Origin of the sequence: Oricola indica, assembly GCF_019966595.1 — a bacterium.
Lineage (GTDB): Bacteria > Pseudomonadota > Alphaproteobacteria > Rhizobiales > Rhizobiaceae > Oricola > Oricola indica.
This window is the reverse complement of record NZ_JAINFJ010000001.1, coordinates 269,057-292,634: the sequence shown is the minus strand read 5'-3', so window position 1 is coordinate 292,634 and position 23,578 is coordinate 269,057. Positions and strand designations below refer to the sequence as shown.

The window sequence follows — 23,578 nt, the reverse complement described above, 5'->3', positions numbered from 1 at the left end:
GTCAGTCGGTCTCGATCTTCAGTTCCACGCGGTCGGCGGCGAAGCGCGTTTCCGAATACTGGATCGGGCGGCCGTCGGCGTCGGCGTTGACCGCGCGGGTGACCAGGACGATGGCGCCGGCCGACAGGCGCAACAGGTCGATATCCTCGGTCGAGGCGTGACGCGCTTCGATGACGGTCGATTTGCGCACATAGTCCGTCACGCCGCAGGCGGCGAGCGCCCTGGTGATGGAAGCATGCTCTTCGAAAGCCTTGTCGATTCCTGCGAACCGGTTGGCGTCGAACCATGAGGTTGCGCGTGAGACTGGCACGCCATCGGCCTCACTGACCGTATCGAGCCGAATGACCGGCGTATCCGGAGCGATATCGAGGTTTTCCGAAACCGTTTGCGATGCAGCGTCTTCGCCGCTTTGGAGCAGGCGCGTGCGCGTCGTTCCAGCCTGCGTTCCCAGACCGGCGGAAAAGCGCGTGCGTTTGGCGATCGGATAGCTCAGCCGCTTGCGGCGGCGGATAAAGGTGCCGCGACCCTGCTCGGAGCGCAGCACGCCTTCCTGCTCGAGCGCGGCGATGGCGGCGCGCACCGTGTGGCGATTGACGCCGTAGCGCCCAGCCAGTTCCATTTCCGGGGGGAGGCGGTCGTTCTTGGCGGCGCTTCCGGTGGCGATATCGGAGCGGATCAGATCCGCGATCTGACGCCAAAGCGCCACGCCGGATTTCCGTTCGAGCAGTGCACCTGTCAAATCCTGCAATCCTTTTCGCGCATCCTGTCACACTCTTGTCACCGCAGACGGCTAGGTGTCTAATATGTTTAGTTGTCTATATCAATAGACAAATATAGATGCGAAACCGGACCATGAATGCGATGACGGACAATTCGGTGGAGGAGACGCGCGCGCAAAGGCTGTCCGCGTTGGCGCTGGCCGACGGGAAGGATTTGCTGACGCTGTGGAACGGGCTCGGGATCGACCCGGCCTGCGAGATGGTGCGCGGCCCAGAAACCGGGCTGATCGCGCTGCGCGGGCGTATCGGCGGTGGCGGCTCCCCGTTCAACTTCGGCGAGGCGACCGCGACCCGCGCCACCGTACGCCTGGACAATGGTGCGGTCGGTCACGCCGTGACGCTGGGGCGCGACAGGCTCAAGGCCAAGCTGATCGCGATTCTCGACGCGCTGGCGCAAGACAATGAAATGGCTTCGAAAATCGACCAGGAGATCGTTACGCCGCTGACCGCCGCGCTCGCCGAACGCGATGCGAAGCGCAAGGCGGAGACGGCGGCCACGAAGGTCGATTTCTTCACCATGGTTCGCGGAGAAGACTGATGGCAACGGCACATATCGTCGAAGGCGGTTTCGCCGATCCGGTTTTCGCGTCGCAATCGGTGTTTCGCGCTGTGATGGACGCGATGGCGCGGCCCGGCTCGGTACTCCCGATAGACGCGGGCATCAGCCCGCCGGCGCCGCTGAACGCTGCCGCCGCCGCAGTGGCGCTAACACTGGCCGATGGCGACACGCCGGTCTGGCTCGAAGCGGAAATGGCGAAGAACGAGGCCGTTGCGGGCTGGCTCGCTTTCCATACGGGCGCGCCGCTCGCGCAGATGCCGTCCGATGCCGTTTTCGCGATTGCGTCCAACCCGGCACACCTGCCGCCGCTGACCGGCTTCGCGCTCGGTACGCAGGAGTATCCGGATCGTTCGACGACGGTAATCCTGCAGATGGCATCTTTGTCCGATGGTCCGGTGCTGAGGCTTTCCGGCCCGGGCATCAGGACGACGAACAGCATCGCGCCGCGCCCATTGCCGGGCCATTTCGAGATGCAGTGGCAGGCGATCAACGATCTCTATCCGCGCGGGCTCGATCTCGTTCTCGCCGCTCCGGATGCGATCGCCTGCCTGCCACGCACCACGCGGATCGGGAACGGGGAGGCCTAGCCATGTATGTCGCGGTCAAGGGCGGCGAGGCCGCCATTCGCAATGCGCACCGACTGCTCGCCGACCGGCGGCGGGGCGACCGTTCTCTGCCGTCTCTGACACTCGGCCAGATCGCCGAACAGCTTGCGCTGGCCTGCGACCGGGTGATGGCCGAAGGCTCGGTTTACGACCGCGAACTCGCGGCTTTGGCGATCAAGCAGGCGCGGGGCGACTTGATTGAGGCGATCTTCCTGCTGCGCGCCTATCGTACGACGCTGCCGCGCTTCGGATATTCCGAGCCGATCGATACCGGCGCGATGCAGGTCGAGCGGCGTGTCTCGGCGACCTACAAGGATTTGCCGGGCGGCCAGATGCTTGGGCCGACCTTCGACTACACGCACAGACTGCTCGATCCGTCCCTCGCCGGCGACGATGCGCCGGACGACCCGGAAGCGCGCGAGGGCGACGGCGTTCCGGCGATGCGGGTGTCCGACATCCTGGCGCAGGAAGGGCTGATCGAAGCCGACGGCGAGACCGGAGGCGAGGAGATCGGCGACCTGACGCGCACGCCGATGGAATTTCCGATGGGCCGCGATACACGGCTGCAGGCGCTGGCGCGGGGCGACGAGGGGTTCCTGCTTGCGCTCGGTTACTCGACACAGCGCGGCTATGCCCGCTCGCATCCCTTCGTCGGTGAAATCCGCATCGGCGAAGTGGAGGTCGAATACAGGATGCCTGAACTGGGTCTGACGGTTTCACTCGGGCGCATCCGCGTTACCGAGTGCCAGATGGTCAACCAGTTCAAGGGATCGGCCAAGGCGCCGCCGCAATTCACGCGCGGCTACGGGCTGGTCTTCGGACAGTCGGAGCGCAAGGCGATGGCGGTGGCCCTATGCGACCGGGCGCTGCGCGCCGATGAACTCGGCGAGGACAAGTTCGCGCCGGCGCAGGACGAGGAATTCGTGATCTCGCATTCCGACAACGTCCAGGCGACGGGCTTCGTCGAGCATCTGAAGCTGCCGCACTATGTCGATTTTCAGGCCGAACTGGATCTGGTGCGCCGCATGCGGGGCGAACATGCGCGCAAACAGGGCGGAGACGAGGCCATGCCGGAGGCGGCGGAATGACATTGGAGACCGAAATCGAGGACGGGTTGGCGAGTTACAATTTCGCCTATCTCGACGAGCAGACCAAGCGGATGATCCGGCGCGCGATCCTCAAGGGGATCGCCATTCCGGGTTACCAGGTGCCGTTCGCCAGCCGTGAGATGCCGATGCCCTATGGCTGGGGTACGGGCGGCGTGCAGGTGACGGCCTCGATCATCGGCCCGGACGATACGCTCAAGGTCATCGACCAGGGCGCGGACGATACCACCAATGCTGTTTCGATCCGCGCCTTCTTCGCCAAGGTTGCCGATGTCGAGACGACGACTAGGACCGGCGAGGCGACAATCATCCAGACGCGCCACCGGATCCCCGAGGAAAAACTCACGGAAGGCCAAATCCTCGTCTACCAGGTGCCGATCCCCGAACCTTTGCGGTTCCTCGAACCGCGCGAGACCGAAACGCGCAAGATGCACGCGCTTGCCGAGTATGGGCTGATGCATGTGAAGCTCTACGAGGACATCGCCCGCAACGGCCATATCGCCACCACCTATGCCTATCCGGTCAAGGTTGAAGGACGCTACGTGATGGACCCGTCGCCGACGCCGAAATTCGACAATCCGAAGATGCACATGTCGGATGCTCTTCAGCTGTTCGGGGCGGGGCGCGAGAAGCGCATCTATGCCGTGCCACCGCATACGAATGTCGTCAGCCTCGATTTCGAGGACTATCCGTTCGAGATCCAGACATTCGAGGAGCCGTGCGCGCTGTGCGGTGCGCATGGCGTCTATCTCGACGAGGTGATCCTCGACGATCGGGGCGGGCGGATGTTCGTTTGTTCCGATACCGATTTTTGCGAAGAGCGCCGAGCCGAGGGCCATCGCGGCCATCTCTCCGGCGAAGCGATGGAGGCGGCAGAATGAGTGACGAACCGCTCCTGCGCGTCAGCGGGGTTTCGAAGTTCTACGGCAGCCGGATCGGATGCCAGGATGTCAGCTTCGAATTGTGGCCAGGCGAGGTACTCGCCATCGTTGGCGAATCCGGCTCGGGCAAGACGACGCTGCTGAACTGCATCTCCACGCGCCTGATGCCGACCGCCGGCACCGTCAGCTATCGCATGCGCGACGGCCAGTTCCGCGATCTCTACCGGATGGGCGAGGCGGAACGGCGTTTCCTGATGCGCACCGACTGGGGTTTCGTGCACCAGAACCCGGCCGACGGTTTGCGGATGAGTGTCTCGGCAGGCGCCAATGTGGGGGAGCGGCTGATGGCCGTCGGCGAGCGCCACTACGGGAACATTCGCGAGACGGCGGCCGACTGGCTCGGCCGCGTCGAGATTACCGAGGATCGCATCGACGACCAGCCGCGCTCCTTTTCGGGCGGCATGCGCCAGCGGCTGCAGATCGCGCGCAATCTCGTCACCGGGCCGCGTCTCGTCTTCATGGACGAGCCGACCGGCGGTCTCGACGTCTCGGTCCAGGCGCGCCTGCTCGACCTTCTGCGCGGTCTCGTCAACGATCTCGGCCTCGCGGTCGTTGTCGTCACCCACGATCTCGCGGTCGCCCGCCTGCTGTCGCATCGCATGATGGTGATGAAGGACGGGAAGGTGGTGGAGACCGGACTGACCGACCGGGTGCTGGACGATCCGCGCGCGCCATACACGCAACTCCTCGTGTCCTCGATCCTGCAAGTCTGAGAAGGAGCGCAACGATGCCCACGCCTGTCGTCGTTTCCGATGTTTCCAAAAGCTTCGTTATGCATCTGCGCGGCGGGATCGTTATCCCGGTGGTCGAGCATGTCGATTTCTCGCTGAAGGCGGGTGCGTGCGCCGTGCTCGGCGGTCCGTCGGGTGCAGGGAAGAGCTCCATTCTGAAGATGCTCTACGGCAATTATGGCGTCGAGCGCGGTCAGATCCTGATCAAGCACGCCGGTGACTACGTCGATCTTGCCAGCGCCGACCCGCGAACTGTCCTGGCGGTGCGGCGCGACACGATCGGCTATGTCAGCCAGTTCCTGCGCGTCGTGCCGCGAGTTTCCGCACTCGACGTCGCGGCCGAGCCGCTGGTCCAGCGAGGCGCCGATCCTCAGGCGGCGCGCGACCGGGCGGCGGAGCTGTTTTCGCGGCTGAACCTGCCCGAAACGCTATGGGATTTGCCGCCAGCGACCTTCTCCGGCGGCGAGCAGCAGCGTGTGAACATCGCGCGCGGCTTCATCACGGATCACCCGGTTCTGCTTCTCGACGAGCCGACGGCTTCGCTCGATGCGAAAAACCGGCAGGTGGTGATCGACATGATCTCGGAGAAGAAGGCGGCGCATGTCGCGCTTCTCGGCATTTTCCACGATCAGGACGTGCGCGACGAGGTTGCCGACGCGGTCATCGACGTGACGCAATTCGCGGCGGCGAAGGCCGCGTGACCAGGCTCTCCGAAGAACCGCTGGTTCACCCGACCGCCGAGGTGACGGGCTCGGCGCTCGGTCGCTATACCGAAATCGCCGAACGTTGCCGCGTGCACGAGACGGCACTCGGCGACTATTCCTATATGATGCAGGACTGCAGCGCCTGGTGCGCACGGATCGGCAAATTCGCCAATATCGCATCGAATGTGCGTTTCAACGCGACCAACCATCCGACGTGGCGGCCGACGCTGCATCATTTCACCTATCGTGCGGGCGACTACTGGGCGGATGCCTCCAACGAGGAGCAGTTCTTCGAATGGCGGCGCGAGAACATGGTGACCGTTGGCCACGACACCTGGTTCGGCCACGGTTCGACCGTGCTTCCGGGTGTGACCATCGGCGACGGCGCGGCGATCGGGGCCGGGGCCGTCGTCTCGAAGGACGTGGCGCCCTACACAATCGTCGGCGGCGTGCCGGCAAGACCGATCCGCGAACGCTTTCCCAAAGCTATCGCCGAGCGACTTCAGGCGCTGGCCTGGTGGGACTGGGAGCACGCGGCGCTGCGCGCTTCGCTGGACGATTTCCGGAGCCTCGATATCGAGGAATTTCTGGAAAAATACGAATCCACCTGAATCATTTCCGCAGCGTAACTGCCTGATCCGCCGATTTTGTTGACAGTCGGATGACATCCGGCTGTGCCTCTGTCTGTCGATCACCCGGAAAAGCCCGGAATGCCGCGAAAAAGGGCGGGCTGAAGTTCGTCCACAAGCGACCGTACAGTGTCACGCAATTGATATCGAACTGACATTTTGCGGTGATCCAAGCCGCTTAGACCCCCGGATGGAACAGTCGGAACGCGGGGTTCGCCAGTGCTCGAAATCACGAATGTGACTCGCCGTTTCGGCGCCAATGCGGCCGTCAAGTCCGTCTCCCTGACGATCCCCTCCGGCCAGATGGTCGGCGTCATCGGAGCATCGGGCGCCGGCAAATCGACCCTTCTTCGCATGATCAATCGCCTGATCGACCCGTCCGAGGGCCGGATCGTTTTCGAGGGCGCGGAAGTATCGTCGATTTCGGGACAGACGCTGCGCAACTGGCAGCGCGACTGCGCGATGATCTTCCAGCAGTTCAACCTGGTGCCGCGCATCGACGTGCTGACCAATGTGCTTCTTGGCCGGCTGAACCATCGCTCGACACTGTCGAGCATTCTGAACATGTTCACTCGCGAGGAACGCGCCATGGCGATCGCCTCGCTGGAGCGCCTCGATATCGCGAAGACTGCCATGCAGAGGGCCGGCACGCTTTCGGGCGGCCAGCAGCAGCGCGTCGCCATCGCGCGCGCGCTGATGCAGCAGCCGAAGGTGATCCTGGCAGACGAGCCGATCGCCTCGCTCGATCCGCGCAACGCGCAGATCGTCATGCAGTCGCTGCGCGACATCAACCAGAGCGACGGCATCACCGTCATCACCAATCTGCACACGCTCGACACCGCGCGCGCCTATTGCGAGCGCATCATCGGCATGTCGGGCGGCGAGGTGGTGTTCGACGGTACGCCAGACGATCTGACCGAAGCCGCCGCGCGGCGCATCTACGGCGCGGATGCGCTGGAGGAGGCGTTCTCGGAGGCGGTCACCTCGACGAGCTTCGGTGCGGGCCGCGACAAGGTCACGCCCAAACCCGAACCGGAAGTGGCCGCTGCGCGGCCCTGACGGAGAGACAAGGATTTCGCGCGATGTCGGTCGCGTCGCGCGGATGCGTTTTTCGAACGACCATCAATCGGGGGCTTGCCCCAAACAGGAGAGACGAAATGCTCAAGAAACTCCTTCTCGCAACCGCCGCTGTCGCCGCCATCGCGACCGGTTCCGTTTCCGCACAGGCACAGGACGTGTTCCGTATCGGCATCCTCGGCGGTGAAAACGAAGCCGACCGCCTGCGCAACTTCCAGTGCCTGGTCGACCAGCTTCCGGAAGCCATCGGCGTCAAGGAAGTCAAGCTGTTCCCGGCTGCCGACTATGACGGCACGATCCAGGGCCTGCTCGGCGGCACGCTCGATTACGCCGAGCTCGGCGCTTCCGGTTACGCCAAGGTCTATTTGACCGATCCGGACGCGGTCGATCCGGTCCTGACCACGGTTCAGACCGACGGTGCGACCGGCTATTATTCCATCATGCTCGCCCGCAAGGATTCCAGCATCAATACGCTGGAAGACATGAAGGGCAAGAAGCTCGGCTTCGCCGATCCGGACTCCACCTCCGGCTACCTCGTCCCGGCTGTCGCCCTGCCGGCTCAGCTTGGTGCGAAGGTCGAGGACTATTTCGGTGAAACCGGTTTCGGCGGCGGCCACGAGAACGTCGTTCTGGAGATGCTGAAGGGTAATTTCGACGGCGCCGTGACCTGGTCGTCGGGCGTTGGCGACTATGCCGACGGCTACACCTCGGGCAACATCCGCAAGATGGTCGACAAGGGCCTTCTGGACATGAACGACGTTGTCGAAGTCTGGAAGTCTCCGCTGATCCCGAACGGCCCGATCGTCGTTTCGAACAAGCTCGACCAGGACGTCCGCGCCAAGTTCATCTCCTGGATGAAGGCGCTTCCGGAATCCGATCCGGCTTGTTTCTCCGCCATCCAGGGCGGCGACTACAAGGGCTTCGTCGACGTCGACCAGTCCTTCTATGAGACCATCATCGCCGCTCGCAAGGCGAAGATCGGCTCGTAAGGTCCACGACCTTCCCGATCGCCGCGGCTTCCGGGCCGCGGCGGCTTTTTCCTCTTTCGGATCTGATCGATGGCCGTGACAGATGCATCCGCGCATGGCGCCTATGTGAGCGGGGACGGGCGTTATGACGTCGAGCGTCACTGGCGCGACCTCAACGCCACCAGGCGACTCTACACCATCGGCGGACTTGTCGCTCTGGCGATCGCGCTGGTCGCGTCGCTGTGGTTCGCCAACGAGACCAATGCGGGCAAGTTTTTCGATCGCCTGCCGCATTTCTTCGATTTCGTCGGCGACCTGATCCCGCGTGACGGGTGGGAAGTCTGGCGCGCCCTGTTCGACCTGCCGAGCCCCTACGACACCGGCAGTCTGCAGTACAATTACCCGGTCGGCCGGGTCTACATCACCGAGAACCTCTACGTTCCGGAATATTTCTACAAGATGCTGGAAACGCTGAACATCGCGGTGTTCGCGACGTTGATCGGCTTCACGTTCGGCTTCATCTTCAGCTTCATCGCGGCGAAGAACCTGACGGGGTCGCGCTGGCTGCGCTTTGTTGTGCGCCGCCTCATGGAAATCCTGCGCGCCTTTCCCGAAATCGTCATTGCGGGCTTCTTCCTGGCGATTTTCTCGCTGGGGCCAATCCCGGCGATGATCGCGGTGGCGATCCACACGATCGGCGCGCTCGGCAAGATGTTCTTCGAGGTCGTCGAAAACGCCGACATGAAGCCCGACGAGGGCCTGCGCGCGGTGGGCGGAAACTGGTTCGAGCGCGTCTGGTTCGGCATCGTGCCGCAGGTCATGCCGAACTTCATCAGCTATTTCCTGCTCCGCCTCGAGATCAATGTGCGCGCCTCGACCATTCTCGGCGCGGTTGGCGCCGGCGGCATCGGCGAGGCGCTGAGGCTTTCGATCAGCCGCGGCCACGAGGCCAAGACGCTCGCCATCATCCTTCTCCTGTTCGTCACGATCATCTGCGTGGACCAGCTTTCGGCCTGGTTGCGCAAGAAGCTCGTCGGCAAGCAGGCCTTCGAATTCGGACGCTGACCATGACGACGCTGACCGCAGACCAGATCGAGGATATCGAACGGCGTCACCCGGACGCCTTTCGCCAGCCCTTCTTCAAGCGTTTCGCCTATCCGATCGCTGTCGTGGTGCTGGCGCTCTACACCGTCTATGCGTGGTGGTTCTTCTCCATCGGTTCGGTCATTTCGAACGGCAACTGGAACATCGCCGGCGCCTATCTGGCCGACTGGGTGTCCTACGAAGTGCGGCCGGATGTCGAATACAAGACCGGCGATATCGAGATCACCTATCCGCGTTTCTCGCCGCTCGGCGAGAATCCGGATCCGTCCTGGATCACGACCGAGCGCGGCCTCGTGACGGTTTCGGTCGAAGGGACCGACACCAGCGATTCGAAGCCCGCCAGCACCGGCGGGGCTGGGGTCGGCGGCAGTTTCATGTCTCCGTCCTCGGACGCCACCAATACGGGCGGCAGCGGTCTCATGAACAGTTTCATGTCGCCGAGTTCGGATGCATCCAGCATGGGCAGCAGCGCGGATGCGGGCGGCGGCACGAGCGTCGTGACCGAAACCCGCGAGGGCATCGCCGAAGCGACGGTGGAAATTTCCTCGACCGCGAAGGTTCAGATCACCGCGGACGAGATCCGGCTGACGCGCTCCGGCGAGACGGTGGTCCTGACGATCGACCGCAAGAACGAGAAGGTGTTCCCGGTCGGCGATCTGCCCTCCTGGGCCTTGCAGAAGGGCGAGGGCGAGAAGGTCATCGCCTATTTCGGTTTTGCCGGCCGCGCGGAAGTGCGCTGGTACGAGGTCAAGGTGAACCGGCGGTTCCTCGGCTGGGAGAATTTCTGGTTCGACACGCGGTCGCCCTATTGGGGCAAGACCTTTCCCGAGGTGATGGCGCTGGCCTTTTCCGGCGAGCGCATCGATCCGGACCGGTCCAATCTCGCGGTGATGTGGGACAATATCGTCAACAATGCCGAGTGGCAGCATGGCGATGTCTGGATCAAGCTGCTGCAGACCATCGTCATGGCATTTGTCGGCACGCTGTTTGCCGTGACGATCGCCTTTCCGCTGTCCTTCATGGCGGCGCGCAACATCACGCCGAACCGCTTCGTCAACCAGATCCTGAAGCGGTTCTTCGATTTCCTGCGCTCCGTCGACATGCTGATCTGGGCGCTGTTCTTCACGCGCGCGTTCGGGCCGGGGCCGCTGGCCGGCATCTCGGCGATCTTCTTCACCGACACCGGCACGTTCGGTAAGCTCTATTCCGAGGCGCTGGAGAATATCGACGACAAGCAACGCGAAGGCGTGCGGTCGGTTGGCGCGTCGCCCGCGGCCGTTCAGCGCTTCGGCGTCGTGCCGCAGGTGCTGCCGGTTTTCATTTCGCAGGCGCTCTATTTCTGGGAATCCAACACGCGCTCGGCGACCATCATCGGCGCGGTCGGGGCCGGCGGTATCGGCCTTAAACTGTGGGAAGCGATGCGCACCAATTCGGACTGGGAAAATGTCGCCTATATGGTGATACTCATCCTCATTGTCGTCTTTGTTTTCGACAATATCTCGAATGCGCTTCGCTCGCGGCTGGTCGAGCCGGCGTCCAAGGAATGACGATGTCCACCGGAAAGCTTTTTTGATGAACGAGATACGCGGCGCGTCGGCCTTCGCCGGCGCGGGGACCGAAGAGATTTTCACCAATACGCATGTCATCCTCGCCGACGAGGTGATCGACGGAACGGTGGTCGTGCGCGACGGCCGGATCGCCGATATCCAGCCGGGCCGCTCCAGCGTGCCGGCGCACGATCTGGAGGGCGACTACCTGACGCCCGGTCTTGTCGAATTGCACACCGACCACCTCGAAACCCACTACAGCCCGCGTCCCGGCGTGGCGTGGAGCCTGATGGCCTCCGTCCAGGCCTATGACGCGCAGATCGCGACATCCGGCATCACCACCGTGTTCGATTGCTTCCGGATGGGCAGCGACGAGGACAATGGCTACGAGAAGGGCGAAATGCGCCGGCTGGCCGACGCGCTCAAGGCGGGGCAGGCGGCGGGACGGCTGCGCGCCGAACACCGCATCCACCTGCGCTGCGAGGTTTCCGCGCATAACGTGATCGACGAACTGGATGAATTCCGCGATGAGGATCTCGTCGGACTGGCTTCGCTTATGGACCATGCGCCCGGCCAGCGGCAGTTCCAGACGATGGACAAATACATCCTCTACTACAAGAAAAAGCGCGGTCTGACCGACGCCGAGTTCGAGGATTTCATCAAGCGGCGGCAGGCGGAATCCGCGCGCTATTCGGACAAGCACCGCGACGAGATTGCAGAGCATTGCCACGCGATGGGGATTACCGTCGCCTCGCATGACGACGCAACGCTCGAGCATGTCGATGATGCCATCCGGCTCGGCGTGAAGCTCGCGGAGTTTCCGACCTCCATCGAGGCGGCGAAGGCATCGCACGAGGCCGGCATGAGCGTCCTCATGGGTGCGCCGAACATCGTACGCGGCGGTTCGCATTCCGGCAATGTCGCCGCGATCGACCTGGCGCGCCACGGAATTCTCGACGTTCTGTCCTCGGACTATATTCCGTTCAGCCTGTTGCACTCCGTCTTCGTGATCGCGCGCGATGTCGATACGCTCGGTCTTCCTCAGGCGCTGCGCATGGTCACCAAGACGCCGGCCGAGACCGTCGGATTGACCGACCGCGGCGAGATCGCCATCGACAAGCGCGCGGATCTCGTTCGCGTCCATCATGATCCGGATCATCCGGAAGATGTTCCGGTCGTGCGCGGCGTTTGGCGAGACGGAAAAAGGGTCGCCTGACGGCAGGGAGGGGCGATGTTTGCGGGGCAGGGCTGTTTCATTGCCATTGTCGGCCCGAGCGGGGCCGGCAAGGACACGCTGATTTCCTGGCTGAAGCCGCGGCTGGAGCCCATCGACGACATTCTGTTCGCGCGCAGGGCCGTCACACGCGATGCGGATGGTTCTACAGAAGATCACGACTCTCTCGACCGTGAGACATTCGCTGCGCAGGAGAACGCAGGGGCATTCGCCGTCACGTGGGAAGCGCATGGCCTGCGCTACGGTATTCCGGCGGTGGCCCTTCGTCATTTTGAGACGGGCGGGATCGTGATCGGCAACGGGTCGAGACGGGCGCTCCCCGACATAGAGAGGGCCTTCTCGAACCTGCTGGTGGTCAGCCTGACAGTGGATCGGCATGTGCTGGCCGAGCGGCTTGCCGGACGCGGTCGCGAGACGGCCGAGGAAATTGAAAAGCGTCTTGCACGCAGCGCAGAGAAGCTGCCGGATATCGGCCACGTGGTCGAGATCGACAATTCCGGTGAGATCGAAATGGCGGGACGGGCGTTCCTGTCGCTCCTGAAAGAGCGCTTCGATATCGGCGAGATGGCTGTCATCGGCGCCTGACGCTGGTTTGCGGCGCTGTCAGTCCTCGAAGGGCAAGCCGATATATTCGTATGCGAGCGCCTGTTGCACTTCCTCGGATGCCAGCAGCAGGTCGTAATCGTTCTGGCGGATCTTCTGGTCGAAAGGATCCTCGTCCGGAAAGACGTGGAGGAGTTTCGTCAGTTTCCAGGAGATGTTTTCGGCAGCCCAAATCCGGCGCAACGCCATCTCCGAATAGCAGTCGAGATAGTGATCGCTGCCCTCGTCGTAGTGGGTGATCAGCGCGCGGCTCAGATAGAAGACGTCCGAGAAGGCGAGATTGAGCCCCTTGGCGCCGGTTGGCGGCACGATATGGGCGGCATCGCCAGCCAGGAACAATTTGCCCCAGCGCATCGGTTCGGAAACGAAGGAGCGAAGCGGCGCGATCGATTTCTCGATCGACGGTCCGGTCTGGACCTGCCGCGCCATATGTTCCGGTACACGACCGAGGAACGCGTCCCAGAACCGGTCATCGGACCATTCCTCGACCTTGTCTGCGGCGGGGACCTGCACATAGTAGCGGCTGAGCATCGGATTGCGGCGCGACGCCATGGCGAAGCCGTCCGTGTGATAGTCGTAGACGAGTTCCTTCAGCGGCGGGCGCTCGACCATGATGCCGAGCCATCCGAACGGGTAGATGCGCTCGTATTCCCGGCGGATATCGGCCGGGATCGCCATCCGGCTCGGTCCGTGGAACCCGTCGCAGCCAATGACGAAATCGCAGTCGACCCGGTGGGTGATGCCGTCCTTTTCATAGGTTACGGAGGGCGATCCGGTGATGTCGTGCAGCGTCGTGTTCGCGGCTTCGAAGACGATCGCCGCGCCATCGCGCTCCCGTGCGGCATAGAGATCCTCGGTGATCTGGGTCTGGCCCCAGATCATCATCCGCTTTCCGGTCCAGCGCATCGTGTCGATGAAGAAATCGTCCTTGCCCTGCCAGATGATGCGCGTGCCGTCCTTCGGCATGCCGTCACGGTCCATGCGCCCGGAGAGGCCGTATTGGCGCAGCAGTTCGACGGTGCCGTGTTCAAGTACGCCGGCGCGGATGCGGCCGAGCACATGCTTTTTGGTCTGCTTTTCGACGATGACGCTGTCGATCCCCGCCGCATGCAGCACATGTGAGAGGAAAAGGCCGGCCGGGCCGCCGCCGATAATGCAGATCTGGGTACGCATATTCGTTCCGCGAAAGAGGTCGGGCTAAACTGCTAGCGCGAGGCTCCGGCGAGTTCAATCGTGACTGGCGAATGGCATCACTGTGGAAATTCGCCCACTGGCCCGTCCTTCACCGCCTGCATCGAGACATATGTCGAGGTGTTGGAGACATGCGGCAGGGCGGAAATGGTTTCGCCCAGAATGCGGCGATAGGCGGTAATGTCGCGCGTGCGCACCTTCAGCAGGAAGTCGAACGGGCCGGCAATCATGTGGCACTGCTCGACTTCCGGGATTTGCTTGACCGCGGTGTTGAAGGCGGCGAGCGCCTTTTCCGTCGTGTCGGACAGTTTGACCTCGGTGAACGCGACATGCTCGCGACCGATCTTCGCCATGTCGAGGACGGCGCGGAATCCGAGAATGTATCCCTCGTCGATCAGCCGCTTGAGGCGGACCTGGCAGGGGCTTTTCGAAAGTCCGACGCGCCGCGACAATTCGGTGACCGGCAGGCGGCCTTCCGCCTCCAGAACCGCGATGATGCGCCTGTCGTAGCGGTCCAGTTGATCTTCGGGGTGGCCTGATTCTTTCATTTTGCCCTCAGATGAAGAAAATTTCGGGATACTTGCCCGATATTTCTCAAATCTGGGGAAAAATGCCTTCGCGGTCAATGATAGCATGACCTGACAGCGTTTCGTGCCGGAGGTCCTGATGCCAAACGAAGCCCTTCACTCCATCCGCAAGACCATGCGCGCGGCGCATCGCGCCGACGAGGCCGGCCTTCTCGAGGGGCTGATCGCTTGCGCTGCGCCCGATGCGTCGTCACGCGAGAAGGCCGTTTCGCGCGCAGCGAAGCTGGTCGAGGCGATCCGCTCGGAGGATCGGCCCGGCCTCATGGAAGTGTTCCTGGCTGAATACGGGCTATCGACGGAGGAAGGCATCGCGCTGATGTGCCTCGCCGAAGCGCTGTTGCGCGTGCCCGACGCGGCGACCATCGACGACCTGATCGAGGACAAGATCGCGCCGTCGCAATGGGGCCGGCATCTCGGCCACTCGAACTCGTCGCTCGTCAACGCCTCGACATGGGCCCTTATGCTGACCGGCAAGGTGCTCGACGGTGATCGCAAGCAGCAAGGCATGGCCGGGCTCTTGCGGGGCGCCGTGAAACGGCTCGGGGAGCCTGTCATCCGGACGGCGGTGCGTCAGGCGATGCGCGAACTCGGCAGCCAGTTCGTTCTCGGCGAGACGATCCAGGCAGCCATGCAGCGCGGCGCGGCGATGGAGGCGAAGGGCTACAGCTATTCCTACGACATGCTGGGCGAGGCAGCACTGACGGCTGGCGACGCCGAGGACTATTTCGAGGCCTATTCCGGCGCGATCCAGGCGATCGCAGCGCGCTGCGTTCATGACGACATCAGGCGCAATCCCGGAATTTCGGTAAAGCTGTCGGCGCTTCATCCGCGCTATGAGCTCGGGCAGGAGGCGCGCGCCATGGAGGAACTCGCGCCGCGCGTCGCCGACCTCGCCGCGATGGCCGCGATGGCGGAGATGGGGTTCAACATCGATGCGGAGGAGGCCGACCGGCTGGACCTGTCGCTCGACGTGATCGAGAAAGTGCTGGCCGACGAGCGGCTGGTGGGCTGGGACGGGTTTGGCGTGGTCGTGCAGGCCTATGGCAAGCGCGCGCCGGCGGTGCTCGACTGGCTGTATGCGCTGGCCGAAAAGCTCGACAGGAAGATCATGGTGCGGCTCGTCAAGGGCGCCTATTGGGACACCGAAATCAAGCGCGCGCAGATCGACGGTGTCACCGATTTCCCGGTCTTCACCCGCAAGGCGGCAAGCGATGTGTCCTATATCTGCTGCGCGAAGAAGCTGCTCGACATGACAGACCGGATTTATCCGCAATTCGCGACGCATAATGCGCACAGCGTGGCGGCGATCCTGGAGATGGCCAGGGACCGGGACAGTTTCGAATTCCAGCGCCTGCACGGCATGGGCGAGGCGCTGCACCGTATCGTGCTCAATGGCGAGAAGACGAAGTGCCGGATCTATGCGCCGGTCGGTGCGCATCGGGACCTGCTTGCCTATCTCGTGCGCCGGCTGCTGGAGAACGGCGCAAATTCGTCCTTCGTCAACCAGATCGTCGACGCGGATGTTCCGGTCGCGGAGATCGTTGCCGATCCGTTTGCCGAATGGGCCGAGGATCCGACGTCCAATCCGCATATTCGAAAGCCGGCGGCGGTGTTCGAGCCGGTGCGCGGAAATTCCAAAGGGTTCGATCTGCGCAATCGCGACGATCTCGAAACAATCGAGGCGGCGCGATCACCGTTGCGCACCGAGCGCTTCGAGGCCGGACCGATGCTGTCCGGCGGACGCGGCAAGGGCGAGACACGCGAGGTCTTCAATCCGGCCGATCCGGGCGACGTCGTCGGGTCGGTCGTTGATGCCGAACTGAAAGACGTACGCAATGCGCTCGATTGGGCGCGCGACTGGTCCGACTGCCCGGCGGAAAAGCGGGCGCAGACATTGCGCCGTGTCGCCGACCTCTATGAGGAGAATTTCGGGCCGCTCTTCGCGCTTCTGGCGCGCGAGGCCGGCAAGACGCAACTCGATGCCGTGGGAGAGTTGCGCGAGGCGGCGGATTTCCTGAGATACTACGCGAACCAGGCCGAGGGGCTCGGAGACGCGCAACCGCGCGGGCTTTTCGCCTGCATATCGCCATGGAATTTCCCGCTGGCGATCTTCACCGGCCAGATCGCAGCCGCGCTGGCCGCCGGAAACGGAGTGCTGGCGAAACCGGCCGAACAGACACCGCTTGTCGCGGCGCGCGCCGTCCAACTGATGCACGACGCCGGCGTGCCCCGCGATGTCCTGCAATTGCTACCAGGCGATGGCGCTGTCGTCGGCGCGGCGCTGACCTCCGATCCGCGCATCGGCGGGGTCTGCTTCACTGGCTCGACGGAGACTGCGCAGGCGATCAATCGGTCCATGGCGCAGCATCTCGCACCGGATGCACCGTTGATCGCGGAGACTGGCGGGCTCAACGCTATGATCGTCGATTCCACCGCTCTGCCGGAACAGGCGGTGCGCGACATCGTCGCGTCGGCGTTCCAGTCGGCCGGGCAGCGCTGTTCGGCGCTTCGGATCCTCTACGTTCAGGAGGACGTAGCCGAGGGCATGCTGGAAATGCTGTTCGGCGCGATGGACGAGCTGAAGCCGGGTAATCCGTGGTCGCTGTCGACCGATACCGGCCCCGTGATTGACGAGGAGGCGAAACAGGGGATCGTCGCGCATATCGAAAAGGCGCGTAACGAGAATCGCTTGCTCAAGGAACTTGAGACGCCGGATGAGGGCACATTTGTTGCTCCGACGGTCATTCGTGTCGACGGGATCGGCGATTTGGAGCAAGAGATTTTTGGTCCTGTCCTTCACGTCGCGACCTTCCGGGCTCCGGAAATCGACCGCGTGATCGGCGACATCAATGCCACCGGATATGGCCTGACTTTCGGGCTGCACAGCCGCATCGACGACCGGGTCGAGCATCTGACATCTCGCGTCAAGGCCGGTAACCTTTACGTCAACCGCAACCAGATCGGCGCTGTCGTTGCGTCGCAGCCTTTCGGGGGCGAGGGGCTTTCGGGCACCGGTCCGAAGGCAGGCGGGCCGAATTACCTCTCGCGCTTCGTGCAGGCCGAGGCGCGTACCGGCACGCCGACCAGGGCAACGCCAGCCGATCCGCTTGCCGTTCAAAGCCGGCTCGATCAGCTGAAGCCGGCCCGGGAGGCGGCGCTGTCGACGCTGGCCATGCCCGGTGTAACCGGCGAGTCCAATCGCCTTTCGACCTATGCGCGAGGCACCGTGTTGTGTCTCGGCCCGGACCCGGCCGACGCAGAACGGCAGGCAGAAGTTGCGCGCGCGCAGGGCTGCGTGGCGCTGATCGTGACGGCTGACGCAAGCGGTGGAGACGCGATCCCGTTTTTCCTCGACCGCGAGGATTTGACAACACTGACCGGTTTCGATGCCGTGATGCTGTGGAGCGACCCGGCGGACACCCGCGCCGCGCGCAAGGCGCTGGCGAAGCGTACGGGGCCGCTGATACCGCTGGTCACCGAACCGGACCCGTCGGAGCGCCTCATCATTGAGCGTCACGTCTGCATCGACACGACCGCCGCCGGCGGCAATGCGGCACTGCTGGCCGCGAATGCTTGACGGCGGACCGTCACGGTTCGAGGCGACCGGTTCGTTAGGAGACTGTTGTCGAATCAGGATGTATGATTTACGCAAGGTAAGGTAGAGGGCCCGCGGACGTACGGGCCCTGAGGAGGGCGTATCCTATGCGTATTTTCGACGTGCTTTCATTCGCGGCGGTTATAGCGGTCACGCAGGGGATATCCGGTGCGCGTGCCGCCGATGACGTGTTCGTTCCGGGCACGGAGACGAATTTCGGTGGTTTTTATGTCGGAGCGGAAATTGCCCATAGTATCGCGAACAACCAGATTGGCCTGAGCGAGCTGGATGACTCCATCACGGTAGATGGTTGGGGTGCCGACGGGATTTCCGGGGGAATGTTCGTCGGATACGACCACCTGCTTGATAACGGCTTCCTTATCGGCGGCCAGATCGGCGGTCACTGGTCGGACATTACGAGCAGTATTTCCTACTACGAGCCCAACGTGATCGCGCGAGGTCAGTTGAAAACCGACTGGCTTGCGACGGCTTCAGCGCGCGCGGGTTACCTCGTAAATCCCGAGACGCTGGTGTTCAGTTCCATCGGTCTGACCGTCGCGCATGGTGTTGGCAGCTATTATGTCGACGATGGCGGTGGTGTACTGTCGGACTCGGACGAAGAGTTCTTCTACGGCGTGGCGCTCGGCAGCCTCGGCGTGGAAACCGTTCTCGGCGGCAATCTGCGTGGCCGTTTCGAGTATGTCGCGAGTTATCTCACGCAGCAGAGCTTCACGTTCGACGATCTCGAACTCGACGTCACCCCCATCATCGGCACGGCGAAGGTGTCGCTGGTATACGGCTTCGGCGCTCCGTCGCCGGTTGAGACGGTTTTCGTCAATGCGCCGGAGAGCTGGACTGGTTTCTTCGGTGGTTTGCGGGGCGGACATGATATGGGTAACACGGAACTTTCTGTTGGCGACCCGGATGTCGGTGGCGTGTTCGACGGTTTCGGTTCCAATGGACTGATGGGTGGTGGCTTCGTGGGTTACAACCATCAGGTTGGCTCCCGCTTCGTCGTCGGTGTCGAAGGCGGTGTGAGCGCCTCGACCATCAATTTCGAGGTCAACGCGGATATTGGTGGCGTCGCTATCGGAAGGTTCAGCGTCGGCACCGAATGGGCGGCGAACGCCCGTCTTCGCGCCGGCGTTCTGGTCAATCCCTCGACGTTGATTTTCGGTTATGGCGGCTACTCGCGCAACCACATGTATGGTGAAATCAGCGACGGTGGAATCACCGAGCGCGAGACATTCTCGGTCAATGCCTACGAATTCGGTGGCGGCGTCGAGACTTTCGTTGCCGACGGTGTCAGCGTTCGCGGTGAGTACGGCATCTCGCTGACCGAGAACCTGCTCGAGGACATCGACGATTTTGGATCGCTTAAAAAGACCGGCGGAACCGGAAGCGTCGCCGCCGTTTTCCATTTCTAGAAGCGGCGAGGCATTACGGACACTGCTTGAGACCGTCGTGGAAATGCGTTGGTCTCGTCGTTTTGCGGGTCTCAGGAGCTGCCTGTCAGCGCAGTATTGACCGCTCGGGCGATCACGCGTTCTTCGTCCGTGGGAATGACCATGACGCGGGTTTGACCGGTCCCCAACTCCATTGCGTTATCCGCGTTTTTCGCCTTGTCGATCTCGATGCCAAGCCAGTCCATGTTCTCGCAAACCTTGCGGCGAACATGGGCCGAGTGTTCGCCTATTCCGCCGGTGAAGACGAGGGCGTCGAGCCCGCCGAGCACAGCGGCGAGGCCGCCCAGCTCCTGACGGATGCCCGCGACGAAATATTCGATGGCCTGCCGTGCTTCGGGCGCGCTGGAAGCTTCGAGCTCACGCATGTCGTGAGTGAGGCCGGACAGGCCTTTCAGACCGCTCCTCCTGTACAGCAGGTCGGTGAGCGCGTCCGGCGTCATCTTTTCGTGTTCGAGCATGTAGAGCAGGACGCCCGGATCGATCTGGCCGCAGCGCGTTCCCATCGGCAGGCCGTCGAGCGTCGTGAAGCCCATGGTTGAAGTCACGCTGGCGCCGCCGCGCAGGGCGCACATGGACGCGCCGTTTCCGAGGTGGGCGATGACCACGCGTGCGTCGCGAAGCTCGGGCGCGACGCGGGCAACTTCGCTGGAAACGTAATCGTAGGACAGGCCATGGAAGCCGTAGCGGCGAACGCCGCGATCATACCATTCGCGAGGCAGGCCGAAAGTGTCGTGCACCCACGGATGCGCCCGGTGAAAAGCCGTGTCGAAACAGGCGATCTGCACAGCGTCCGGAAAAGCCTCGATGGCCGCATGGACCGCGGCGAGGTTGTGCGGCTGATGCAGCGGGGCGAGGGGCTCCAGGTTAGTCAGCGCGGCAATCGTCGCTTCGTCCAGCCGGGCGGGCTCGGTGAAATCGGTGCCGCCGTGGACGATGCGGTGGCCGACGCCTGCGACGCCGCCATCCAGCCCGTCATCGGCATGGTCGAGGATTGCCGCGAGCGCCCGCTTGTGATCGGCTTTTCCGATCTCGTAGCGGTGCTTGTCCCGGCCGTCGGCTTCGATGCTCAATCGGGCGTCGCCACCGATATTCTCGACCTGGCCGCGCATCTTCTCGACAGGGTCCGTGCCGGGCGCATAGATCGAGAACTTGATGGAGGAGGAACCGGCGTTGATCGTGAGTATCGCGCCGGTCACGGCTTCTTTCTCCACTCATGAAAAAGCGCGGCGACGGCGCAGGAGGCGAGTCGAGCCTTGTCGTCATCGGCGCGGCTGGTCAGGATGATCGGACAAAGCGCGCCCATTACCACGCCGGCGGCCTCGGCATGGGCGACGAAGGTCAGTTCCTTCGCCAGCATGTTGCCGGCTTCCATGTTCGGAACGACGAGGATGTCGGCATGACCGGCCACAAGCGACTTGATGCCCTTGGTTCTGGCGGCCTCGACATCGACGGCGTTGTCCATGGCGAGCGGCCCGTCGACGATGCCGCCCTTGATCTGGCCGCGCTCGGCCATCTTGGAAAGGACGGCGGCGTCGATGGTCGACGGGATCTTTGGGTTTACGGTTTCAACGGCCGATAGAACGCCGACCTTGGGCTCCTCGATGCCGAGGGATCGCGCGAGGTCGATTGCGTTCTGGGTAATGTCGACCTTTTCTTCGAGGCTTGGCGCGATGTTGATCGCCGCATCGGTTACCATCAGGAGCTGGTCGAGGCCGGGCACATCCATGACGAAGACATGGCTGAGGCGCCGCGCCGTGCGCAACCCGCCGTCCTTCTTGATGACGTGGCGCAGCAATTGGTCGGTGTGAAGATGGCCCTTCATGACCGCCTTGGCGCGGCCCTCGTGAACGAGGTGAACGGCCAGCGCGGCGGCGCGATCATGATCGGGTTCATCGATCAGTTCGATTCCCGTCAGGTCGGCGCCCAGTTTCTTTGCGACGTCTGCAATCTTTTCGCGGTCGCCGATCAGGATCGGATGTATCAGCGTGTGTTCGGCGGCAAGCAGCGCGCCGGACAGGGCCTGCTCCTCCTCCGGAGCGACGACGGCTGTCGGAATCGCCTCCAGTGGTTCCGAAAGGTCGAGAAGCCTGTCGAAATGGACATGGCGACGGATCGTCAGGCCGGGAAGATCCTCGTCGTTGAAAGTGACCTGCTTTTCGGGCGCGATGACCTCGGCCTCGCCCTCGACGATTCGGCGGCCGTCCGGGCCCTCGACCCATGTGTCGAAACAGGCGATCCGGTCTGGCCGAAGCTCGGTGATGCGAACCTTGATGGTCAGTTCCTCGCCGGCCTCCGCGCGGCCGAGGAAGCGCAGGGTCTGCTGCTTGTAGAGCGAGCCGGGGCCGGGGAGGAAATTGCCCAGCACGGCGGAAAACAGCGAGGCCACCCACATGGACGGCGCCTTGGGTTCGTCCTCCAGCCCGTCGCCCGTGTGGTCCTCGTGCGGGAGGTGCACCGGATTGTGGTTGCCGGAGGAGTTGGCGAAGATGAAGAAGTCCTCGGCGCGGCAAAGGCGCTTGATCTCTGCCTCCATGCCGACGGAAAGCTGGTCATGGGTCTTGTTGGTGTAGATCGTCATTGGGTTCGACTCGGAAAATTCGACGTATCGGGGAATGTCGGCGACCTTCGCCCGCTTCGCCGATTCAGGCAAGGCTTGCGCAGAGTTTCGCCTGTGCGGACAGCGCACTCGCGCGAGAGTCGCATCAAGCTGTGACAGGTATTTTACGTCGCGATTTTCAAATTTGACCTTTTGATAAAATTCGGTCATCTTTTTTTTCGATGACGTCGCCCGATGGGCGGCAGGGCAACGCGATGTGGAGGGAGTGCCGCATGAATGCCGATCAACAGGCCCGTGACGTAAAGGCCGGTCGTCTCGATCCGGATGCCTATTCCGATCTGTTTTCGGATCTGCATCCACCGCTTGACGGGCACGAAGCGCATGTCGAGGCCGACCGGTGCTATTTCTGTTACGACGCGCCTTGTATGGAGGCGTGTCCGACATCGATCGACATACCGATGTTCATTCGCGAGATATCGACGGGCAATCCGCTCGGCGCGGCGAAGACGATCTTCGAGCAGAACATCTTCGGCGGCATGTGCGCCCGCGTCTGTCCGACGGAGACGCTCTGCGAGGAAGTCTGCGTGCGCGAAACGGCGGAAGGCAAGCCGGTGAAGATCGGCCTGCTGCAGCGCTTCGCGACCGATGCGGCCATGGCGGCTGAAAAGCAGTTCTTCACCCGCGCGCCTTCGACCGGTAAGCGCGTCGCGGTGGTCGGGGCCGGGCCGGCGGGGCTGGCCTGCGCGCATCGCCTGGCGGTGAAGGGGCATGATGTCGACGTTTACGAGGCGCATCCCAAGGCGGGTGGCCTGAACGAGTACGGCATCGCCAGCTACAAGACGCCGGACGGCTTCGCACAGGCGGAAGTCGATTACATTACCGCCATTGGCGGCATCACGATGCACTACGAAAAGGCGCTCGGCGCGGAGATTTCGCTGTCGCAGCTTTCCGCCGACTATGACGCGGTCTTCCTTGGCATGGGGCTCGCGGGTGTCAATGCGCTTTCCATCGATGGCGCCGATGCGGATGGCAGTCTCGACGCGGTCTCGTGGATCGGCGATTTGCGCCAGGCATCCGACGTCTCCACCGTTCCGGTCGGCCGGCGTGTGGTCGTCATTGGCGGCGGCATGACCGCGGTCGATGCCGCCGTGCAGGCCAGGGCATTAGGTGCGGACGAGGTGACGATCTGCTATCGCGGCCCGAAAGAGCGCATGAAGGCGTCGGAATACGAGCAGGAAATCGCCAAGGTGCGCGGCGTCTCGATCCGTTACGGGATGACTCCGAAATCGATGATTGTCGAGGGTGGCACGGTTGCGGGCATAACCTTCGACCGGGGCGGCGAAACCGTCACCATCGCCTGCGACGAGGTGATGAAGGCGATCGGCCAGGCTTTCGTGCCGGACAGCCTGAATGGCTCCGGCGAGACGATCGCGCTCGACGGCGGGCGTATCGCGGTCGATGAAGAGGGCCGGACGTCCATGGCGAAGGTCTGGGCAGGCGGCGACTGCGTCAATGCCGGCGATGACCTGACGGTGACCGCCGTGTCGCAGGGCCGCGATGCGGCCGAGAGCATTCACAGTGCATTGAGCGCCTGA

21 protein-coding genes are annotated in these 23,578 nt (G+C 63.2%); 16 read left to right on the top strand and 5 right to left on the bottom strand.

The window, feature by feature from the left end:
* Position 1: 1 nt before the first annotated feature.
* Entirely contained in the window at positions 2-748 is a 747-nt protein-coding gene (gene phnF, locus LC343_RS01410) for a phosphonate metabolism transcriptional regulator PhnF (protein ID WP_428982484.1), read from the bottom strand.
* A gap of 104 nt (positions 749-852) precedes the next feature.
* Between phnF and phnG the strand changes: the two genes are divergently transcribed.
* From phnG to phnN, 13 genes are all read left to right on the top strand, one after another.
* Complete coding sequence (gene phnG, locus LC343_RS01405) at positions 853-1,317, top strand: phosphonate C-P lyase system protein PhnG (protein ID WP_428982483.1); 465 nt, start codon at positions 853-855, stop codon at positions 1,315-1,317.
* Positions 1,317-1,925: a phosphonate C-P lyase system protein PhnH gene (gene phnH, locus LC343_RS01400; protein ID WP_223475299.1), complete on the top strand. Its 609-nt coding sequence runs from the start codon at positions 1,317-1,319 to the stop codon at positions 1,923-1,925. Before phnG ends, phnH begins: the two co-directional genes overlap by 1 nt.
* 2 nt (positions 1,926-1,927) lie before the next feature.
* The gene (locus LC343_RS01395) at positions 1,928-3,031 is read left to right on the top strand and encodes a carbon-phosphorus lyase complex subunit (protein WP_223475298.1); all 1,104 of its coding nucleotides are present in this window, start codon (positions 1,928-1,930) and stop codon (positions 3,029-3,031) included.
* Positions 3,028-3,930 (top strand): alpha-D-ribose 1-methylphosphonate 5-phosphate C-P-lyase PhnJ, encoded by a 903-nt coding sequence (locus LC343_RS01390; protein WP_223475297.1) that lies wholly within the window; start codon positions 3,028-3,030, stop codon positions 3,928-3,930. The genes LC343_RS01395 and LC343_RS01390 overlap by 4 nt, the downstream gene beginning before the upstream one ends.
* Positions 3,927-4,703, top strand: coding sequence for a phosphonate C-P lyase system protein PhnK (gene phnK, locus LC343_RS01385; RefSeq protein ID WP_223475296.1), 777 nt, complete (start codon positions 3,927-3,929; stop codon positions 4,701-4,703). Before LC343_RS01390 ends, phnK begins: the two co-directional genes overlap by 4 nt.
* Positions 4,704-4,717: 14 nt before the next feature.
* Entirely contained in the window at positions 4,718-5,422 is a 705-nt protein-coding gene (gene phnL / locus LC343_RS01380) for a phosphonate C-P lyase system protein PhnL (RefSeq protein WP_223475295.1), read from the top strand.
* Positions 5,419-6,036, top strand: coding sequence for a DapH/DapD/GlmU-related protein (locus tag LC343_RS01375; protein ID WP_223475294.1), 618 nt, complete (start codon positions 5,419-5,421; stop codon positions 6,034-6,036). The genes phnL and LC343_RS01375 overlap by 4 nt, the downstream gene beginning before the upstream one ends.
* A 237-nt stretch (positions 6,037-6,273) precedes the next feature.
* Positions 6,274-7,113 carry a phosphonate ABC transporter ATP-binding protein gene (gene phnC, locus LC343_RS01370; protein ID WP_223475293.1) on the top strand — a complete coding sequence of 280 codons (840 nt, stop codon included), beginning with the start codon at positions 6,274-6,276 and terminating at the stop codon, positions 7,111-7,113.
* A 98-nt stretch (positions 7,114-7,211) separates the two neighbouring features.
* Positions 7,212-8,120: a phosphonate ABC transporter substrate-binding protein gene (phnD, locus tag LC343_RS01365; RefSeq protein ID WP_223475292.1), complete on the top strand. Its 909-nt coding sequence runs from the start codon at positions 7,212-7,214 to the stop codon at positions 8,118-8,120.
* A 69-nt stretch (positions 8,121-8,189) separates the two neighbouring features.
* Positions 8,190-9,164 carry a phosphonate ABC transporter, permease protein PhnE gene (gene phnE / locus LC343_RS01360; protein WP_223475291.1) on the top strand — a complete coding sequence of 325 codons (975 nt, stop codon included), beginning with the start codon at positions 8,190-8,192 and terminating at the stop codon, positions 9,162-9,164.
* Between the two features lie 2 nt (positions 9,165-9,166).
* Positions 9,167-10,750 carry a phosphonate ABC transporter, permease protein PhnE gene (gene phnE, locus LC343_RS01355; RefSeq protein WP_223475290.1) on the top strand — a complete coding sequence of 528 codons (1,584 nt, stop codon included), beginning with the start codon at positions 9,167-9,169 and terminating at the stop codon, positions 10,748-10,750.
* Positions 10,751-10,775: 25 nt separating this feature from the next.
* Complete coding sequence (locus tag LC343_RS01350) at positions 10,776-11,966, top strand: alpha-D-ribose 1-methylphosphonate 5-triphosphate diphosphatase (RefSeq protein WP_223475289.1); 1,191 nt, start codon at positions 10,776-10,778, stop codon at positions 11,964-11,966.
* A gap of 15 nt (positions 11,967-11,981) precedes the next feature.
* Positions 11,982-12,569, top strand: coding sequence for a phosphonate metabolism protein/1,5-bisphosphokinase (PRPP-forming) PhnN (phnN, locus tag LC343_RS01345; RefSeq protein WP_223475288.1), 588 nt, complete (start codon positions 11,982-11,984; stop codon positions 12,567-12,569).
* An 18-nt stretch (positions 12,570-12,587) separates the two neighbouring features.
* On the opposite strand, the gene pobA is transcribed toward phnN, so the two are convergent.
* Positions 12,588-13,760: a 4-hydroxybenzoate 3-monooxygenase gene (pobA, locus tag LC343_RS01340; protein WP_223475287.1), complete on the bottom strand. Its 1,173-nt coding sequence runs from the start codon at positions 13,758-13,760 to the stop codon at positions 12,588-12,590.
* 77 nt (positions 13,761-13,837) lie between these two features.
* Positions 13,838-14,326 (bottom strand): Lrp/AsnC family transcriptional regulator, encoded by a 489-nt coding sequence (locus LC343_RS01335; RefSeq protein WP_223475286.1) that lies wholly within the window; start codon positions 14,324-14,326, stop codon positions 13,838-13,840.
* A 118-nt stretch (positions 14,327-14,444) separates the two neighbouring features.
* On the opposite strand from LC343_RS01335, the gene putA reads away from it, so the two are divergent.
* Positions 14,445-17,942: a bifunctional proline dehydrogenase/L-glutamate gamma-semialdehyde dehydrogenase PutA gene (putA, locus tag LC343_RS01330; protein ID WP_223475285.1), complete on the top strand. Its 3,498-nt coding sequence runs from the start codon at positions 14,445-14,447 to the stop codon at positions 17,940-17,942.
* A 125-nt stretch (positions 17,943-18,067) separates the two neighbouring features.
* Positions 18,068-19,387 carry an outer membrane protein gene (locus LC343_RS01325; RefSeq protein ID WP_223475284.1) on the top strand — a complete coding sequence of 440 codons (1,320 nt, stop codon included), beginning with the start codon at positions 18,068-18,070 and terminating at the stop codon, positions 19,385-19,387.
* A 71-nt stretch (positions 19,388-19,458) separates the two neighbouring features.
* Here LC343_RS01325 and LC343_RS01320 read toward each other — a convergent pair whose 3' ends face one another.
* Both LC343_RS01320 and LC343_RS01315 read right to left on the bottom strand, forming a co-directional pair.
* Positions 19,459-20,622 (bottom strand): acetate/propionate family kinase, encoded by a 1,164-nt coding sequence (locus LC343_RS01320; protein WP_223475283.1) that lies wholly within the window; start codon positions 20,620-20,622, stop codon positions 19,459-19,461.
* Positions 20,619-22,004 carry a bifunctional enoyl-CoA hydratase/phosphate acetyltransferase gene (locus LC343_RS01315; RefSeq protein WP_223475282.1) on the bottom strand — a complete coding sequence of 462 codons (1,386 nt, stop codon included), beginning with the start codon at positions 22,002-22,004 and terminating at the stop codon, positions 20,619-20,621. The genes LC343_RS01320 and LC343_RS01315 overlap by 4 nt, the downstream gene beginning before the upstream one ends.
* A 251-nt stretch (positions 22,005-22,255) precedes the next feature.
* On the opposite strand from LC343_RS01315, the gene LC343_RS01310 reads away from it, so the two are divergent.
* On the top strand, positions 22,256-23,578 hold the full coding sequence (locus tag LC343_RS01310) for an NAD(P)-dependent oxidoreductase (RefSeq protein WP_223475281.1): 1,323 nt from the start codon (positions 22,256-22,258) through the stop codon (positions 23,576-23,578).